At 65.2% G+C, this 16,420-nt stretch carries 13 protein-coding genes and 1 pseudogene; 6 read left to right on the top strand and 8 right to left on the bottom strand.

Annotation, left to right across the window (positions count from 1 at the left end):
- Positions 1 to 109: 109 nt before the first annotated feature.
- The 4 genes from galE to K289_RS0113435 form a co-directional block, all read right to left on the bottom strand.
- On the bottom strand, positions 110 to 1,102 hold the full coding sequence (galE, locus tag K289_RS0113450; protein ID WP_027551992.1) for a UDP-glucose 4-epimerase GalE: 993 nt from the start codon (positions 1,100 to 1,102) through the stop codon (positions 110 to 112).
- Between the two features lie 20 nt (positions 1,103 to 1,122).
- Positions 1,123 to 1,929, bottom strand: coding sequence for a WecB/TagA/CpsF family glycosyltransferase (locus tag K289_RS0113445; protein WP_027551991.1), 807 nt, complete (start codon positions 1,927 to 1,929; stop codon positions 1,123 to 1,125).
- A complete protein-coding gene (locus tag K289_RS0113440) occupies positions 1,922 to 4,294 on the bottom strand; it encodes an exopolysaccharide transport family protein (RefSeq protein WP_027551990.1) in 2,373 nt (790 codons plus the stop codon). The genes K289_RS0113445 and K289_RS0113440 overlap by 8 nt, the downstream gene beginning before the upstream one ends.
- Positions 4,295 to 4,600: 306 nt before the next feature.
- Entirely contained in the window at positions 4,601 to 5,401 is an 801-nt protein-coding gene (locus tag K289_RS0113435) for a bifunctional 2-polyprenyl-6-hydroxyphenol methylase/3-demethylubiquinol 3-O-methyltransferase UbiG (protein WP_027551989.1), read from the bottom strand.
- Between the two features lie 406 nt (positions 5,402 to 5,807).
- Here K289_RS0113435 and K289_RS0113430 point away from each other — a divergent pair, with 406 nt between their 5' ends.
- A complete protein-coding gene (locus K289_RS0113430; protein ID WP_027551988.1) occupies positions 5,808 to 6,836 on the top strand; it encodes a glycosyltransferase family 2 protein in 1,029 nt (342 codons plus the stop codon).
- A 15-nt stretch (positions 6,837 to 6,851) separates the two neighbouring features.
- Here the strand turns inward: K289_RS0113430 and K289_RS0113425 are convergent, their stop codons facing one another.
- Positions 6,852 to 7,829 (bottom strand): glycosyltransferase, encoded by a 978-nt coding sequence (locus K289_RS0113425; RefSeq protein WP_027551987.1) that lies wholly within the window; start codon positions 7,827 to 7,829, stop codon positions 6,852 to 6,854.
- A gap of 247 nt (positions 7,830 to 8,076) precedes the next feature.
- Between K289_RS0113425 and K289_RS0113420 the strand changes: the two genes are divergently transcribed.
- From K289_RS0113420 to K289_RS44335, 4 genes and pseudogenes are all read left to right on the top strand, one after another.
- Positions 8,077 to 9,144 (top strand): glycosyltransferase, encoded by a 1,068-nt coding sequence (locus K289_RS0113420; RefSeq protein WP_035684682.1) that lies wholly within the window; start codon positions 8,077 to 8,079, stop codon positions 9,142 to 9,144.
- Positions 9,145 to 9,184: 40 nt separating this feature from the next.
- Positions 9,185 to 10,678 carry an O-antigen ligase gene (locus K289_RS44340; RefSeq protein ID WP_084788604.1) on the top strand — a complete coding sequence of 498 codons (1,494 nt, stop codon included), beginning with the start codon at positions 9,185 to 9,187 and terminating at the stop codon, positions 10,676 to 10,678.
- Positions 10,679 to 10,693: 15 nt separating this feature from the next.
- On the top strand, positions 10,694 to 11,839 hold the full coding sequence (locus K289_RS51540; protein WP_027551985.1) for a GNAT family N-acetyltransferase: 1,146 nt from the start codon (positions 10,694 to 10,696) through the stop codon (positions 11,837 to 11,839).
- Between the two features lie 82 nt (positions 11,840 to 11,921).
- Positions 11,922 to 12,798, top strand: a pseudogene (locus K289_RS44335) (protein-L-isoaspartate O-methyltransferase).
- A gap of 243 nt (positions 12,799 to 13,041) precedes the next feature.
- Here the strand turns inward: K289_RS44335 and wrbA are convergent.
- From wrbA to K289_RS0113390, 3 genes are all read right to left on the bottom strand, one after another.
- Complete coding sequence (wrbA, locus tag K289_RS0113400; protein WP_027551984.1) at positions 13,042 to 13,641, bottom strand: NAD(P)H:quinone oxidoreductase; 600 nt, start codon at positions 13,639 to 13,641, stop codon at positions 13,042 to 13,044.
- A gap of 172 nt (positions 13,642 to 13,813) precedes the next feature.
- A complete protein-coding gene (locus K289_RS0113395) occupies positions 13,814 to 14,512 on the bottom strand; it encodes a pirin family protein (protein ID WP_027551983.1) in 699 nt (232 codons plus the stop codon).
- 35 nt (positions 14,513 to 14,547) lie between these two features.
- Positions 14,548 to 15,300: an SDR family NAD(P)-dependent oxidoreductase gene (locus tag K289_RS0113390; RefSeq protein WP_027551982.1), complete on the bottom strand. Its 753-nt coding sequence runs from the start codon at positions 15,298 to 15,300 to the stop codon at positions 14,548 to 14,550.
- A 117-nt stretch (positions 15,301 to 15,417) separates the two neighbouring features.
- Here K289_RS0113390 and K289_RS0113385 point away from each other — a divergent pair, with 117 nt between their 5' ends.
- A complete protein-coding gene (locus tag K289_RS0113385) occupies positions 15,418 to 16,353 on the top strand; it encodes a LysR family transcriptional regulator (protein ID WP_027551981.1) in 936 nt (311 codons plus the stop codon).
- Positions 16,354 to 16,420 lie beyond the last annotated feature (67 nt).

The following is a 16,420-nucleotide window of genomic DNA, read 5'->3' as shown; positions in this document are numbered from 1 at the left end:
GCCGGCGATGCAGACAAACTGGACGCCGGGACATGCGCCGACGTCGACAGGATTTGCCGATCTTACCCGTTCATGCCCACGGCGAGCAAGATATGGGCGCGCGGGGTGCCTAACGCGACCTTAGCGGATGCGCCTTCTGGTGCCAGGCCCAGGCGGTCCGGATCACGGACGGCAGGTCGGAGTGGCGCGGCACGAAGTTCAGCACTTTTCGCGCGGCGGAGGGGTCAGCGACCAGATAGGTGGGATCGCCGGCGCGGCGCGGCTTGACGGTGTGAGGCACCTCGCGCCCGGTCTCCTGCCTGATGGCGGTCAGGATTTCGCGCACCGAGAAACCGGAGCCGGTGCCGAGATTGAAGCTGGCGCCGCCATGTCCTTCCTCGAGGAGCTTCAGTGCCGCGACATGCGCCGCGGCAAGGTCGGTGACATGGATGTAGTCGCGGATCGCGGTGCCGTCCGGCGTGTCGTAGTCGTCGCCGAACACCGCGAAGTCGACGTGACCCTGCAGGGCCATCATCGCGCGGGGAATGAGATGCGTCTCGTTGTCACGCAGCTCGCCGATGCCGCCGGCAGGATCGGCGCCGCTGGCGTTGAAATAGCGCAGGCAGAACGCGCCGAAGCCGTAGGCAGAGCGATAATCGGCGAGCATGCGCTCGATCATCAACTTCGAAGCACCGTAGGGATTGATCGGGTTGCACGGGAAACTCTCCGGCAGCGCCTTGGAGTCGGCGTTGCCGTAGACCGCGCCGGTCGAGGAGAACACGATGCGCTGGCAGCCCGCGTTGCGCATCGCCTGCAACAGCGACAACGTGCCCTGCACGTTGTTGATGTAGTATTTCTGCGGGTCGGTCATGGATTCGCCGACCAGGCTCGCCGCCGCAAAATGCATCACCGCCGTGATCTTGTGCTCGGTAAACGCGCGCGCGAGCGTTGTTCCGTCGAGCAAATCGCCGGTGACCAGCGGGCCGCTGACGAAATTGCGATGTCCTGTCGAAAGATTGTCATAAACCACCGGCTCGTAGCCGGCGGCGGCCAACGCGCGGCATGCATGCGAGCCAATATAGCCCGCACCTCCTGTGACGAGGACAGTCGGTCGGTCGGTCATGTCGTTACTCTAGGTCTCTTTCAGCGATTGAAACGCCGGTTGCGGCTGAAGAGAAGATAGAGCGCGCGGGGGTTGGTGGTCAAATAGCGCCAGAGCAAACGGCGCGGCTCGAGCCAGGTTCGCCAGGCCCATTCAAGCCCGATCTTCTGCATCCATTGCGGTGCGCGTGACCGGCTGCCTGACAAAAAGTTGAACAGGCCGCCGGATGTCTTAATCACGCCAACATTGGTCAGCAGCGGCGTGAATTCCTCGACGAACGCCTGCTCGTTAGGTACGCCGAGCGCGACCCACAGATAGTCGGGCGCGAGGGCGTCGATCTCCTCGACTTTCGCGCGCAGCGCGTCGCCGCGCAGATAGCCGTGGCTGTGTCCGACGATCTTGAGATTGGGATACAGCTTCTGGACATTCTCGACAGCAGCGGCGTTCTCGGCTTCGCTTGCGCCAAACATGTAGAAGGTGCGGCCCACCGCCTCGGCCTTGCGTGCGACAATATGGAACAGGTCCGTGGTCGCGACGCGCTCCGGCAGCGGGAACCAGGATTGCAGCTTCGAGGCCGCAACCAGCGGCTGGCCGTCGGCGTTGATGAGGTCGGCGGCGCGGAACAGACGCTCGGTCTGCGGCTCGGTCGAGCAACGCGCCAGCACCTCGCCATTGGCCGACGTCAGGAACAGCGGGCGGCCGATGCGATGGCGTGGATCGGTTGCCTCGATCATGAAATCGGCGGTTGCCTCGAGATCGAGCGCGGCCATGCGAAGGCCGCCGACGGTGATCCGTGGCACATCGGCGGTCGCTTCCCGCCCGTCCAGATTGACGCGACGCTCAAGCATACTGCCTGCCTCGCTGGCGTGTTTGAGTTTCAGGGGCGAGCTCGCTCAGCACGACGCCCACGAGCTTGCGCTCGGCGCTGCCGAGCGCGGTCAGGATCTCTTCCATGCTGTCGTTGATGTCGAGGCTGGTCGGCAGCACCGCAACCACCGCGTCAATGCCGTCGAGCAGCTTGCGGCCGGCGGCGGAGCGCGGCGTCGCCGGACCATCGAGGATGACGAGATCATAGCCGCCGGTGGAGCGCGCCTGCGCGACCGCCTTGCGGATGGCCTCGGTCGTCTTGCCGGCGTCGCTCTCGGCAACCGGCAGCACCGAGATGCCGTTGACGGTCTTGATCTCGCGCGCGCCCTTGCTGCCGATCGAGAGCCAGCCGAGCTTGTTCGGTTCGCTCTTGCCGGACCGGTTGAGCTTGTTCGACAGATTGTGGGCCTGATGGTCGGCGTCGATCATCAGCACGCGGTTGCCATCGCGCGCGGCCGCCAGCGCGAAGTTCAGCGCGGTGACGCTGCGCTCGGTGGTTTCGCCGGTGCCGACCATCGCGACGACAGGCATCGCCTTGCCGCCGGTACGCCGTGCCACCGCGGTACGCATGTCGCGCAGCGCATTCAACAGCGTCGTCAGCGGAAATCCCGGCCGTAGCGTCGGCCAGCCGAGCCGGGTGAGATCGGTGCCGGCTCCGGCCGCGAGGATGGCGCCGAGCGTGCGGATGACGTCGGCCTCCTGGAGACGCGCGATCAGGGGCTTTTCGACCAGGATGAGGGGCTTTTCGTCCGGAACGAGTGGCGGCGCTTGTGCCACGGCTTCTATCGGATGGGACAGCATCGCCTCGGACACAATCGGCGTCTTCGTCGGGGGCACGCTGGCGGTCTCAGGCTGAGGCGTCCGTTCGCGACGCTTCGGCTCGGGCGTGCGTTCGCGGCGTGCCGGGCGGGGAGCGATTGCGCCGGAGAAGATATGTTCGGCGACGACAAACCAGAAGGCGGCGAGAAGTGCGCCGAAGGTGAAGCCGATCATGGCGAACAGGCTCATTGCGGGCGGGAACGAGCGCCGCTGCGGCATCGTGGCTTCGCCGATGACGCGGGCTGCCGACGTGTTCAGGCTCTCCTGCTCCTCGGTTTCGCGCGAGCGCTTGAGGAAGGATTGATAGACGTCGCGGCTTGCATCGGCCTCGCGTTCCAGCTCGCGCAGCCGCACGGCGGCCTGGCTGAGCTGGACGCTCTGCCGCTTCTGCGCTTCCAGCGCGCGGTTGAGCGAAGCCTCGTAGTCGCGGGCGCGCGTGAGATCGTTCTTGGCCGACTGGGCGAAGCGGTCGATCTCCTCGTTGATGGTGCGCTTGAGATCCTCGACCTGCTTCTCGGTCTGGCGCAGTGCCGGATGCCGTGGCCCGAGTTCGCCGGCCTGCTCTGCATATTTCTTGCGGGCGTCGGCATATTGCGCGCGCAGGTTTGCGATGGTCGGCGATTGCAGGGCTTCGGGGATCGCGCCGGCGTCGGCCGCGGTGCGCCGGGTCGCCTCGATCTGGTCGAAGCGCGCCTGCGCATCGAGTGTCGCCGCGCGCGCTGCGGCCACGCGCTGGTTGCTTGCGGAAAGCTGCTGGTCGCTGATCAGCGTGTCCTGGGTGCCGACGAAATTGTTCTGGGCCTTGTACGTGGCAAGCACGGTCTCGGCGTTGCGCAGCCGCTCGCGCAGCTCCTTCAGGCGGCCGGACAGATCGTTGGTGGCGCGCCGCGCCGCCGAGGCCTGCGAGTTGCGCGACTCCGTCAGATACGCGCTGGTCAGCGTGTTGGCGAGCATCGCCGCCTTGGCGGGATCGGTCGACCAGACCTCGATGTCGACGATGAAGCTCTTCTCGGTCTTGCGGATCGTGATGTGCTTGTTCAGCGCGTCCAGCGCCGCAAGCTGCACCTCCTTCTGCTCCGCGGCGGAGGGCGCGCGGGCCTGGAGACCGATCAGGCCAAGCAGCGACGACATCAGGGTCTTGCCGTCGCCGCCGCCGAATTCCGGATCCTTGTCGAGATTGGCCTGCTGGATGACCTTCAGCAGCACGCTGTTGGACGTGATCAGGCGGGCCTGGCTCTCCACCACCATGGACATGCCGGACACGTCCTGCGCGCGCGGCGTGAGTTCGCGGTCGACGAGCTGGAGCTCGCGCGGATCGACATAGAGCTGGGCGGTGGCGGTGTAGCGCGGCGCCAGGCTCTTGCCGACCGTCACCGCAAGCGTCGCGCCGAGCAGTGCGGCACCGACAATCGCAATCTTGCGTCGCCAGAGCAGGTTGACGAGCTCCAGCACGTTGAAGCCGGTCTGGGGGCGCGGCTGCCCGGCCTCCGGCCCGGCCCGATTTATCGGCTGGCTATAGTCAAGCATGATCCCCAGCTTCCATTCCAAGTGCCGCGGGCTGAGGGGTTACTCTTCGGGTCACGCCACGCACCAGGGATATAGGCGCCCAATCAACGCAACAGGAAAAATTAACCATACTCATTGAGGGACTATTCACTGAAATGGCAAACAAAGCGTTTAAGCGCTGGCCACTCTTCGACGCGTCGTCGTGACGCCGCCGATGCGCAAGCTCCTCAGAGATTAACGGTTCGTTACTGGACGTGCCGGCGAGCAGCGCCGCGTCAAGGCACAATGCCGTGTGCCCGGCCAATGTCCGCGCGCCCGCCATGGTCGTCAGCGCTTCCGCAGCATGACGTGATAGTCGCCGCGACGGACGTCGGTGCCGCGCGGAAGCACGGCATTGAGCACGGCCGCGCCGGCGTCGACGAGGGCGGCGAACAGCGGCTTGCGCTGGCGCATCTCGGGATAGCGAGGGCTCTCGACCTCGCGGCGGTAGACCATATCGAGGCCGTGAGTCGCCGCAAACGCCTCGAGCTTCGACAGCGTCACCAGCGGATGGAAGAAGGTCGGGAACGGCGGCTCGCCCGGTTCGCCCGCATTCCTGATACCGCGGACGTGGCGGTAGAACCAGACGTGGAACCAGTGCGGCGAATATTTGGTGACGACGCCCGACAGCGAGCGCGGATTGGGCGCGCCGATCAGGATCATTCCGCCGCGCTTGAGCGCGTCGCGGAAGTTCAGGAGCGCAGCCTCGACGTTCGGCAGATGCTCGATCACGTTGTAGCAGATCACGAGATCGAAGCTCTCCGGCGGAAAGCGATAGGTCTGCACGTCGCCGAGGATCGCCTCCTGCGCGTAGGTGTTGTTGCGGACCTGGTCCTCGTCGATGTCGACGACGGTCACGTGGCTGCGGCTGAGCACGTCCAGCGGCAGAAAGCTGCACGAGCCGCCGCCGGCCTCGTAAGTGGCGAGCCGGCCTTGCGGCAGCTCCCGGCGCAGGACCGCGTGGATGGCGAGCAGGCTGTCGCGGGCTTCACCGGCAACCATGTCGAGCAGCGCCCGGGTGTGCGCGAGGACTGCGGGCGCGTCAGTCCCGATGGCTGTCGCGAAATCGATCGTGGCTGGCTTGTTCATGTTTTTTGACCGCGCTTGTTCGACTCAAATTACAAGAAATATGTCACGTGCCCGAAGAGCAAATCTCATGCTGCGCCGTCTCACCGGTTGCGGTGCTTTCGGTCGGGTTAATGCGCAGGCCCGTTAACTACGGCTTCGTTCGCATTGTCCCATCTCTGTGCCGGTGGACCGCAAATTGCAGTAACACGCGCGCAAGGAGCCGCGGGAGAAACGCGCAAAAGCGGTTAAGCGCCTGGTGATGCGCCTGCATCGGCGAGAGATCGGCAGCGTGGCGACGTTTCGTGGTTGGGGCGCTCGCTCATTTTGGGACGCATCTGTCCCCGAAGTGCTGTGCCGGTGCGGGACGACGCGGATGCATGCGATTGACGCAGGGCTTTTTCAATAAATCTCGGACATCTAGGACGTCATGACTCTGATCCCGACAGACCTGTCCGCCAGCCGTATCCCGGACGTCATGCGCGATCCCAACCGGGAGGTCGCGGCGAGCTCGCGCGTCCTCGACCTGTCGGTCGGCATCGTCGTCTGCGTTCCCTGCTTCCGCCGCCCGCAGCATTTGCGGCTGACGCTGGAGTCGCTCGTCCGCCAGCGCACGCCGCGCGCCTTCGCCGTCGTCATGGTCGAGAACGACGCCTCGAAGCGCGAGAGCGCGCCGGTCGCCGCGGAGTTTCTCGCCGCCGGCAAGCTCCAGGGCATCTGCCTCGTCGAGAAGCGGCAGGGCAACTGCCAGGCGATCAACGCCGCGTTCGAGACGGCCCGGACATTGTTCCCCGCCGCCACCCGTTTCCTGATGATCGACGATGACGAGATCGCCTCGCCCGACTGGCTCGAGCTGATGGTTCGCACCTGTGAGGCGACCGGCGCAGACGTGGTCGGCGGGCCGGTGCTGCCGGTCTTCGACGACGACGGCAAGCCGTGGCTCTCGCGTCATCCCGTCTTTTGTCCCGCCTATGACTACAGCGGCGCGGTGCCGCTGATCTATGGCTGCGGCAATTGTCTCATCACGCGCGCCGCATTCGACCGCTTTGGCAGTCCCGCTTTCGATCTGCGCTTCAATTTCCTCGGCGGCGGCGACACCGACTTCTTCGTGCGGTGCCGCGATGCCGGCATGACGTTCCACTGGACGGCGGAGGCCGTCATCACCGAGACCGTGCCGCGCGGCCGGACCAGCCTCGGCTGGATCGTGCGGCGCGGCCTGCGCATCGGTGCGATCAACTATCGTGTGCAGTACAAGGCTGCGCAGAGCGCGGCCGTGCGGGTGCGTGTGTTCGCGCTGATGCTCGGACGGTTGCCGTTGTCACTGTTTCGCGCGGCGCGTCTGTTGACGACCTCGAAGGCCGTCGTCGCGATGCATCCCGTGATGGTCGCATTCGGCGCGGCGCTTGCCGCTTTCGGTGTCGAGCCGAAGCCCTATGAAGCCTCGAAGATCGTGTCCTGACCCGGCGGCGACGGACTAGATACCAAAATAGGCCAGGACGATCCTGGTCGCGGATCGCGGCATCGCTTTGAGCGACCGCCGGCCAACCATCCCGAGATAGGCGAGGGTCTCGCGATACCTGCCGAAGCGGATCGCTTGCATCGCCGAATAGGTGACGAGATGAATCTCGGCGGCCTGACGCAGCCGGAATGCGGCGCTTTCGGGGAGCCTCGCCAGGATCAATCCGTCGTCGAACACGCGCGCGACCGCCGGGAAGAAGTCCTGCGGCGTCCGCACTGCCGCGTTCATGGTGTTGGCGGTATGCAAACGATAGTCGAGCAGAAGTCTGGGCACGAACTCGAACTCGCCGATGGCGGCAAGACGGCACCAGCAGTGCCAGTCCTCGCAATATCGTAGCGAAACGTCGAAGCCGCCGACGGCGCGGAAAGCCTCGGTGCGCGTGAGCACGATGCCGCCATTGACGATGAAGTTGCCGCTCGTGAGCCGCTCCAGCACGTCGCCGGACGGCTTGCGTCGTCCTTTCAGCAGCTCGCGCCGGCCGATCTGGCGTCCCTCGCTATCGATCGTGTTGTAGTCGCCGTAGACGAGAACCGCGCGGGGGGCACCGCGCGCTGCCGCGAGCAGCGTCGCAACCGCGCCGGGACGCAGGCGGTCATCGGCATCGAGGAACACCAGCCAATCGCCCGTCGCATTTTGTGCGCCGAAATTGCGCGCGGCTGATACGCCGGAGGAAACGTTCGTCGTCAGCCGCAATCGTGGATCGCGGATGGAGCGGACGATTGCAATCGTGTCGTCAGTCGAACCATCGTCCACGACGATGATTTCAGCGACGCCGCCTTGCGTCAGCGCACTGTCGATGGCTTCGCGGATATAGGCTGCGCCGTTCTTGACGGGAATGACGACGGAGACCGGCCCGGCCGGAGAGGGCGCGCGGACGCTGGTCGACGGCAGCGCGGCGGTCGGCAAGTCGACAATGGCTTCGGCGGTGCTCACGCGGCGGCTCGTCTTTAAGAGTCTGTTAACCGGGCCGTATCTCGAAGCCGGCAATGCCAGCGATCGCAGCCTCAGGCGCGCGGCATGATAGCCGCATAACGGTCAAATCGTCGTTGAGACGGCCGGCACGCCATCGGTTTCGTCAATTAGCGTTAAGCTCGCGGCGTTAAGTCTGTCGCGGATTCTTGATAGGTGCGACACCCGGCCTCATGCGAGATAGCGGGCTCGGTAGCGGTGGATGAACCCAGTGCGCGCGAAGACATTCGAACACGATTCTGATGAGTTGGTCCTCAACCTTTTCTACGAGGACAAGGACGACCGCTGGTTTCCCGGCGACCGGCACCTGCGGCGTATGGCGCGCAAGATGCTGTTCGGCGAGCCGCGGATGAGTGGGCAGCTTCGCGTCTTCCTCAATCTCTGTGCGGGGCTGGACCGGCTCGGCATCCGCTACCGCGTCAACGACTATCGCTACATCGCGCAGCATCCCGACGAGCTCGCCTGCATCATCGGCCGCACGTTCCTGCTCGACAAATTCGCCTGGAAGAATCCGATCCTGCTCGGGGTTGCCGCTCACAATCATCCGCTCGACGATCCCGACCTGTTTACGCGCCTGCCGGTGAAGAAGGTCGTGGTGCCGGGCCCGTGGTACGCCGACATGTACCGACCGTATTGGCCCGACACGGAAGCCTGGCCGATCGGCATCGATACCGATCGGTGGGCGCCGTCACGCGCCGCCGACAAGTCCGTCGACGTGCTGATCTACGACAAGGTCCACTGGGATCGCGAGCGCTACGCGCCGGAACTCATCGAGCCCGTTCGCGCCCGGCTCGTCAGCGAGGGCCGCTCGTTCACGGAGCTGCGCTACGGCAGCTACAAGGAAGAGGACTTTCAGGCAGCGCTGGCGCGTTCGCGCGCGATGATCTTTCTCTGCCAGAACGAGAGTCAGGGCATCGCCTATCAGCAGGCCCTGTCCTGTGGCGTGCCGGTCTTCGCCTGGGATCCCGGTGGGCCGTGGCGGGATCCCGATTATTTTCCGCATCGGGTCACGTTCGCGCCGGTATCGTCGGTTCCCTACTGGGATGAGCGCTGCGGCATGAAGTTCGTCGACCGCGCCGGCTTCGAGGCGGGCTGGGCGGACTTCTGGGCCGGGTGCATGAAAGACTCGTTCGATCCGCGCGGCTATGTCTTGGACAATCTCACGCTGGAGCAGCGGGCGCGGCAATATTACGACATCGCGCGGAGCGTGGCGCGGCAGCATGCGGTGTCCGCGGGCTCCGGCACGCTGGTTGACGGATGGTTAACGGGAGTGGGTTAAACCCAGGACCTCCCCACGCGTGCCATATCGGCCTTGAGGCATGGATCGCAGCGCCGCAGACATGATTGAGGTCGAGGCCCGTTCGCTGGGCCACGGCTTGCGCACCCTGCTGGCGAAGCTCGACGTCGTGAACGCGGCGCGCTGCCTCGTCGCCGTCGTAGCCCTGCTGCTCACCCTGGTGACGCTCGATCCATTTCCGGATCTGCGCAACCCTGATGTCGCCAACGTCGTCGGCGGGCGGTTGGCATTGACCTACATCTCCTTCGGATTGCTGGCCGCGGTGGCGGTGCTGCTCTGTGCCGCGAGTGACGCGCCCTCGTTAAAGACCCTGGTGACGCCGCTGCACCTTTGCCTCGTCGGCTGGATGCTGATCAACGTGGTCTTCTCCGAAAGCCGCGGAGTGTCCATGCAGCGGTTCGCGCTGGCGGCCAGCGTGACCTCGCTTGCGGTGTTGCTGCCGCTCCTGCCGCGGACGCAGCGAAGCTTCAACATGTGCCTCGGCGGTGCCGCCCTCGTGCTGCTCGTCGTGTGCTATCTCGGCGTCTTTCTCGCACCCCAATACTCGATCCACACTGCGCTCGACATCACCGAGCCCCAGCTCGCCGGCGACTGGCGCGGGAGCTTTGGGCACAAGAATGTCGCATCGCCCGTGATGACCATCCTGGTCTATCTCGGCATCTATCTCTGCGCCGTTCGGTCGTTCGTGATGGGACCGGCGATCGCGATCCTTGCCGGCGTCTTCCTGATCTTCACCGGCGGCAAGACGTCGACGGTACTCTGCCTCTCCATCTATGCGATGGCCTCCCTGGTCTACGTCACGCGGAGCCTGTGGGTAAAGCAGACCATCTGCTTCGTGCCGCTGATCGTGATGAACCTGCTAACGGTTGGCAGCGCCATGAGTCCGGCTCTCGGGACCATCACGCGGCAGCTTCCGGTCGATCCGACCTTCACCGGCCGCTCCGACATCTGGGAGTTCGCGCTCGCAGCCGTCGCCGAAAAGCCGGTCTTCGGCCACGGCTATGCGGCGTTCTGGGACGACGTGACCGGCCGGCAGACAGCCCAGGGCGCCGAATGGGCCGTGACCGCGGCGCACAGCCACAACAGCTATCTCGACCTCGCCGTCACCATTGGCCTGCCGGGGCTGTTGCTCGTTGTCCTCATCTTCGTGCTGACGCCGCTCGGCAATTTCCAGAAGGCCCGGACCCACAATCGCAGCGGGGCGCTCGCCAAGCTGTTTCTGACCGTCTGGCTGTTCGGGCTTTACTATGGGACGACCGAGACTTTCCTGCTCGAACGGCAGAATCCGATCTGGTTCTTGTTTGTCGTCGCCGTGGCCGGGCTGCACTTCCTCGCCAGGTTCCAGTGCGTCGAGACCGTGGAGCCCGGTCGGGAACGACAGCCTGTCGCAGGCTCTCACGTTTCATATCGGGACATGGCCCACCGGCTTCGCGCTGCGACGGTATCACTTAACGATAAGCAGCGACGTCACTTGTGGTCTGCGGCAAAACATCATCTATCTGGAAACATTCAGTAACAATATGTCCCGCGGATGACGTTTCTCAGCGTCGAGCAATTAGATGGTCGGGTGTCCAGCACGGCGGGAATCGCAGTCGATTTCGTGCGTGACTGGTCGCAGGCCATATTGCGCCTGAGCGCAGGGCACCGCACCGCCTTCCAGCATGGCTACTGGCTTGGCGCCTGGTACGAGGCGTTTCATGACTTCGCGCCGCTGATCGCCGTGATCTCCGATGCTGCCACCGGCAGGGCCATCGCGGTGGTGCCGATGGTCTGCCGCACCGGAGGCGGCATCCGTATCGTCGAGTTCGCCGATCTCGGCGTGTCCGACAACAATGCGCCGATCCTGGCGCTTGACGCCCCGTTGGATCCGGCCGGTGCACGCGCCGTTGGCGAGGCGCTGGTCAAGGGCGTGCGCGCCCTGCCGGAGCGCTTCGATCTCCTGCGCCTCAAGAAGATGCCGGCCTATGTCGGCCGCAAGCCCAACCCGCTGGTGACGCTGGGCCGCGTCGGATCCTGCTCGCTCAACGGCAATCTCGTGCTGGCGGGTGACGACTATGCGGACTACCAGGCCTCGATCAAGCGCATGCAGATGCCGCGCTGCTGGCGCGTCTTCAGCCGCCATGCCGGTGCGCGTTTCGAGATCGCCGCCAATCTCGATCGCGCGCGCGAGCTGCTGGACGTGATGGACGTCCAGCAGCAGGACCGCATGAATCAGCTCGGCTCGAAGTTCGTCCTGAACGACGACGCCCACGCGCGTTTCTACCGTGATGTGGCGCGGCGGGGCGTTGCGGAGGGCTACACTGTCGTGTCGGCGCTCGTCTGCGACGAGGGCATCGTCGCGACCACGCTGGGCGTCAGATATGGCGCGACCTACGTCCTGCTGCGCATCAGCCATGCCGGAAAGAATTGGTCAAACTGCTCGCCCGGACTGCTCGTGACCGAGCGCACGATGGAAGCCTTGCATGCGCAGGGCGTGCGCCGCTTCGATCTCAGCATCGGCAATCACGACTACAAGCGCCGCTTCGGCGCGGTGCCGGTGCCGCTCACAGATGTCAGCGTCGCGCTATCGTGGCGCGGTTGGCCCTACGTCCTGCGCGACCACACCGCGCAGGGCCTGCGCCGTCATCCCAGGCTGGCGGCTTTTGCGGCATGGGCGATGGGCAGGTCCTATCCTTGAAGCGCATGAAGCTCGGGATGGCGCAAAACTTCCAGTTGTCGCGTGCGCTGTGCTATCGTCACCTTCGCTCCCCGGAGGCGACATGGAAGATCGTTCGGCAAAATATCGCGCATTCTATGCGCAGTTGATCTGCGCTGCGGCGAGGACCGCGGATCCCCGTATCGAGCAGGCCTTTCGGACCGTCAGGCGCGAGCCTTTCGTCGGGCCCGGGCCGTGGTCGATCTCCTTCGGCGGTCACACCTATGTCGTGACGCCCGATGACGATCCCGCCTTCATCTATCAGAACACGCTGCTGGCGCTCGACAGCGCGCGTGGCCTCAATATCGGGATGCCCGGTGCGCATGCCTATTGGCTCAGCGGCTGCGCCGTGAGGGAAGGCGAGACCGTGCTCCAGATCGGCGCGGGCAGCGGCTACTACACCGCAATCCTCGCGCACCTCGTGGGACCTTGCGGCCGCGTTCATGCCTATGAGATCGACCAACGTCTCGCAGCGCTCGCGCGCGAAAATCTGAAAGACATTGCTCAAGTTGAGCTGTGTGAGCGCTCGGGTATCGCGTCGGATCTGCCGAGCGCTGACGTGATCTATGTCTGCGCAGGCGCAGCGCAGCCGGCCACGGAATGGCTCGAGACGCTGCGGCCCGGCGGGCGGCTGGTGTTTCCATTGGCCCCCGAAGGCGTGCACGGTGGCATGTTGATGATCACGCGCCCGGGCGAGGGCACGATCTGGCCCGCGAAATTCCTCGGCCGTGCCCAGTTCATCGGCTGCGCGGGATTGCAGGATGCGGATGCCGGCCGGCGATTGGCCGAAGCGTTCGCGAAAGGATGGGAGAGCGTGAAGTCGTTGCGGAGAGAAGGAGCGCCCGTGCTGGTTTGCCGGTGAGGGCTGGTGGCTTTCGACGGCGCCGGCGCCTGTGCTTACGGATCCAATCCAGCCCCACGCTGACATCACGCAGGCCTAGCAGCTCGCGCCTTACGACTTGGTGCATCCGGCGCAATGCAGCCGGCCGCGGGAGGCGCGGAACAGGCTTCGGCAATACCAGCGCCGCGCCAGCGCCTGGGCAGGCCGACGGATCATTTGCGCGATCAAGAGAATTTCAAAAGCCATTCAGTGTCGCTCCCGGCCCAATAGATGGGGCGGCATCTCCGCAAGGAGAATGCCGCCCGCATCGCATCAGCCATGCAGTTGATCTTGAGACCGAGGCTCAGCCATGAAGCTTTTTGGCGGTCTCCGCGATCTGGCGCCCCTGATACCGGGCGCCGGCGAGCTCGTTGGCGCTGGGCCGCCGGCTGCCGTCGCCGCCGGTGATCGTGGTCGCGCCGTAGGGCGCGCCGCCCGTGACCTCGTCGAGCTTCATCTGGCCGGCAAAACCGTAGTTCATGCCGACCACCACCATGCCGAAATGCAGCAGGTTGGTGATGATCGAGAACAGCGTCGTCTCCTGGCCGCCATGCTGGGTCGCGCTCGCGGTGAAGGCGCCGCCGACCTTGCCGTGCAGCGCGCCCTTGGCCCAGAGCCCGCCGGCCTGGTCGAGGAAGTTCGCCATCTGCGAGGACATCCGGCCGAAGCGGGTGCCGGTGCCGACGATGATCGCGTCGTAATTCGCGAGGTCCTCGATCTTGGCGACCGGCGCCGCCTGGTCGAGCTTGTAGTAGGAGGCCTTGGCCACTTCGGCCGGCACGAGCTCGGGCACGCGCTTGATGTCGACGGTTACGCCGGCCTCACGCGCGCCTTCGGCAACCGCATTGGCCATCGCTTCGATGTGGCCATAGGCGGAATAATACAGGACGAGAACTTTGGTCATGATGGTCTCCGTTGTGTAGATCTGATGGGAGTAGTTGGGGACGTCATGCCGGGCATAGCCGTCCGAAGGACGGCGTCGCTTCCGCTCGCCTATGTCCCGGCCATCCACGTACTTGCTTTCTTGCGGAGGGCGTGGATGGCCGGGACAAGCCCGGCCATGACGGCGATCGTCGTTACGCCGCGTCGACGAGCACGAGCTCTGAATCTTCCAGCGCCGTGATCTTCAGCCTGTCCTCGTCGCGGATCGCGGCGCCGTCGCGGGCATTGACGCGCACGCCGTTGATCTCGACTGAGCCTGCGGCCGGCACGAGATAGAGGTGACGCGCCTTCTGCGGCTCGTATTCCACGCTCTCGCCGGCTCTCAGCGTGGTCGCGAGCACCCGCGCATCGGCGCGGATCGGCAACGCGTCCGTATCGGCCTCGAACCCGCTCGCGATGGTGACGAGCTTGTCCGAGCGGTTGGCCTTCGGAAAGGGTTTTGAACCCCAGGTCGGCTGACCGCCGCGCGTCGTCGGCTCGATCCAGATCTGGAAGATCCGGGTTTTGGTCGGCTCCAGATTGTATTCGGAGTGGCGGATGCCGCTGCCGGCGCTCATCACCTGCACGTCGCCCGCTTCGGTCCGGCCCTCGTTGCCGAGGCTGTCCTGATGGGTGATCGCGCCCTCGCGCACATAGGTGATGATTTCCATGTTGGCGTGGGGATGGGCGGGAAAGCCGGTGCTCGGCGCGATCTCGTCGTCATTCCACACCCGCAAGGCGCCGTGACCCATGTTGTTCGGGTCATAGTGGCTTGCGAAGGAGAAGTGATGCTTGGCCTTGAGCCAGCCGTGATCGGCGCCGCCGAGCTTTGCGAAAGGTCTGAGTTCGATCATTTGCGTATTTCCTGTTTGAACCATTGACGTCGCGATCAGGCGCCGAAGCCGCCGTCGACATTGAGCACGGTGCCGGTGACGAAGGAGGCTTCCGGGCTCGCGAGGAACACGACGCCGGCGGCGACTTCCTCGGGGCGGCCGAAGCGCTGCAGCGCGTGCTGCTTGCGCTGCGTCTCGGCGAATTCCCCGCCGTCCTTCGGATTCATGTCGGTGTCGATCGAGCCGGGCTGCACCACATTCACGGTGATGCCGCGCGGGCCGAGGTCGCGTGCCGCTCCCTTGGTGTAGCCGACGACGGCCGCCTTGGTGGCGACGTAGTCGGCAAGGCCCGGGAACGAGGCGCGGTCGGCGAGCATCGAGCCGACGGTGACGATGCGACCGCCTTCGCCCATCAATTGCGAGGCGGCGCGGATCGCCGCGATCACGCCGTGCACGTTGATGGCATCCTGGCGGGCGAGGGCTTCAATGTCGGCATTGGCGTCGTCGATCGCGCCGCCGGCGGCGACGCCGGCATTGTTGACGAGAATGTCGAGGTGGCCGAACTCCTTGGCCACGTCATTGACGAGCTTAGTGACGTCCTTGGCCGAGGCCTGGTCGGCCTTGAAGGCGCGGGCCTTGACGCCCCTGGCCTTCAGATCGGCAACGACGGCTTCCGCCTTTTCAGGGGAGGCGACATAGCTGATGGCGACGTCTGCACCTTGATCGGCGAGCGCGCGTGCGGATGCCGCGCCGATGCCGCGCGAACCGCCGGTGACGAGGGCAACCTTGCCCGAGAGCTTCTTGGTCATTGGATTTCTCCAGTCCACGTATTTGCGATGGCTATTGGATATGCCTCCGCCTGTGGTATAGAAATAGAAACTGTTGAAACGCATTGTTTCCAATAATTTACTGATCGGATCGCTCCCATGGCAAAACTCCCCGATTTCGAGGCGCTCGCGATCTTCGCAAAAGTCGTGGAATTACGGTCGTTTGCGGCTGCCGCGAACGAGCTTGCGATGTCCAAGGCAACCGTCTCCAAGGCGATCACGCGGCTGGAGGAGCGGCTCGGCGCACGGCTGTTCAACCGCACCTCGCGCCGGCTCGCGCTGACCGACGCCGGGCACAAGCTCGCCGAACGCGCGACGCGCCTGCTTGCTGATGGCGAGGCGGCCGAGAACGAGGCGCTGGCGCAGTCGGTGGCGCCGCGCGGGCTGGTCCGGCTCGCCGTGCCCATGACATTCGGGATCAAGGCGGTGGCGCCGCTGCTGCCGGAGTTCTTCCAGACCTATCCGGAAGTCTCGGTCGACCTGCACCTCAGCGATGCGACCGTCGACCTGATCGGCGAGGGGTTCGACATGGCGGTGCGGATCGCGCGGCTGCCGGATTCCTCGCTGATCGCGCGGCGCCTCTTCACCATGCCGCGCTTTACGGTGGCCGCGCCGTCTTATCTCAAGCGTCACGGCCGTCCGACGCATCCGATGCATCTCGCCGAGCACAAATGCTTCAGCTACGCCTATCTGTCGACGCCCAATGTCTGGCACTACACCAACGCGGCCGGCGAGCAGGCCAGCGTGCGTCCGGGCGGGCAGCTCCGCGTCAACAATGGCGAAGCCGTGATGCCGGCGCTGATCGCCGGCCTCGGCATCGCCGAGCTTCCCGAATTCATCGTCGGCGACGCCATCTCCTCCGGCGAGGTTGAAGTGATCCTGAAGGACTGGAAGCAGGCCGAAGGCGCCGTGCATCTGGTAACGCCGCCCGGCGGGCCGCGCCCCGCGCGCGTCGAGGCGCTCGGCGACTTTCTCGCGGCAAAACTGCCGGGCACCTGCAAGCGCCGGCCGAGGAAAGCGGTGAAGTCGTCGTAATTCCTGCTCGGTGGGCACGGCGCTTTGCGCCTTTGCCCACCCTACGGGATCGAGCTAGTCTGCCCCT

It is taken from the genome of Bradyrhizobium sp. Cp5.3 (assembly GCF_000426265.1).
Taxonomy (GTDB): domain Bacteria; phylum Pseudomonadota; class Alphaproteobacteria; order Rhizobiales; family Xanthobacteraceae; genus Bradyrhizobium; species Bradyrhizobium neotropicale.
Note: the sequence above shows the minus strand (reverse complement) of the source record. Positions and strands in the feature narration are given on the sequence as shown.

What these genes read in the sequence shown, in the direction of transcription:
- K289_RS51540 (WP_027551985.1), top strand. Translation starts at nt 10,694, where the DNA reads ATGACGTTTCTCAGCGTCGAGCAATTAGATGGTCGGGTGTCCAGCACG.
- K289_RS0113430 (WP_027551988.1), top strand. Translation starts at nt 5,808, where the DNA reads ATGACTCTGATCCCGACAGACCTGTCCGCCAGCCGTATCCCGGACGTC.
- K289_RS0113385 (WP_027551981.1), top strand. Translation starts at nt 15,418, where the DNA reads ATGGCAAAACTCCCCGATTTCGAGGCGCTCGCGATCTTCGCAAAAGTC.
- K289_RS0113390 (WP_027551982.1), bottom strand. Translation starts at nt 15,300, where the DNA reads ATGACCAAGAAGCTCTCGGGCAAGGTTGCCCTCGTCACCGGCGGTTCG.
- galE (WP_027551992.1), bottom strand. Translation starts at nt 1,102, where the DNA reads ATGACCGACCGACCGACTGTCCTCGTCACAGGAGGTGCGGGCTATATT.
- wrbA (WP_027551984.1), bottom strand. Translation starts at nt 13,641, where the DNA reads ATGACCAAAGTTCTCGTCCTGTATTATTCCGCCTATGGCCACATCGAA.
- K289_RS0113440 (WP_027551990.1), bottom strand. Translation starts at nt 4,294, where the DNA reads ATGCTTGACTATAGCCAGCCGATAAATCGGGCCGGGCCGGAGGCCGGG.
- K289_RS44340 (WP_084788604.1), top strand. Translation starts at nt 9,185, where the DNA reads ATGGATCGCAGCGCCGCAGACATGATTGAGGTCGAGGCCCGTTCGCTG.
- K289_RS0113445 (WP_027551991.1), bottom strand. Translation starts at nt 1,929, where the DNA reads ATGCTTGAGCGTCGCGTCAATCTGGACGGGCGGGAAGCGACCGCCGAT.
- K289_RS0113435 (WP_027551989.1), bottom strand. Translation starts at nt 5,401, where the DNA reads ATGAACAAGCCAGCCACGATCGATTTCGCGACAGCCATCGGGACTGAC.
- K289_RS0113395 (WP_027551983.1), bottom strand. Translation starts at nt 14,512, where the DNA reads ATGATCGAACTCAGACCTTTCGCAAAGCTCGGCGGCGCCGATCACGGC.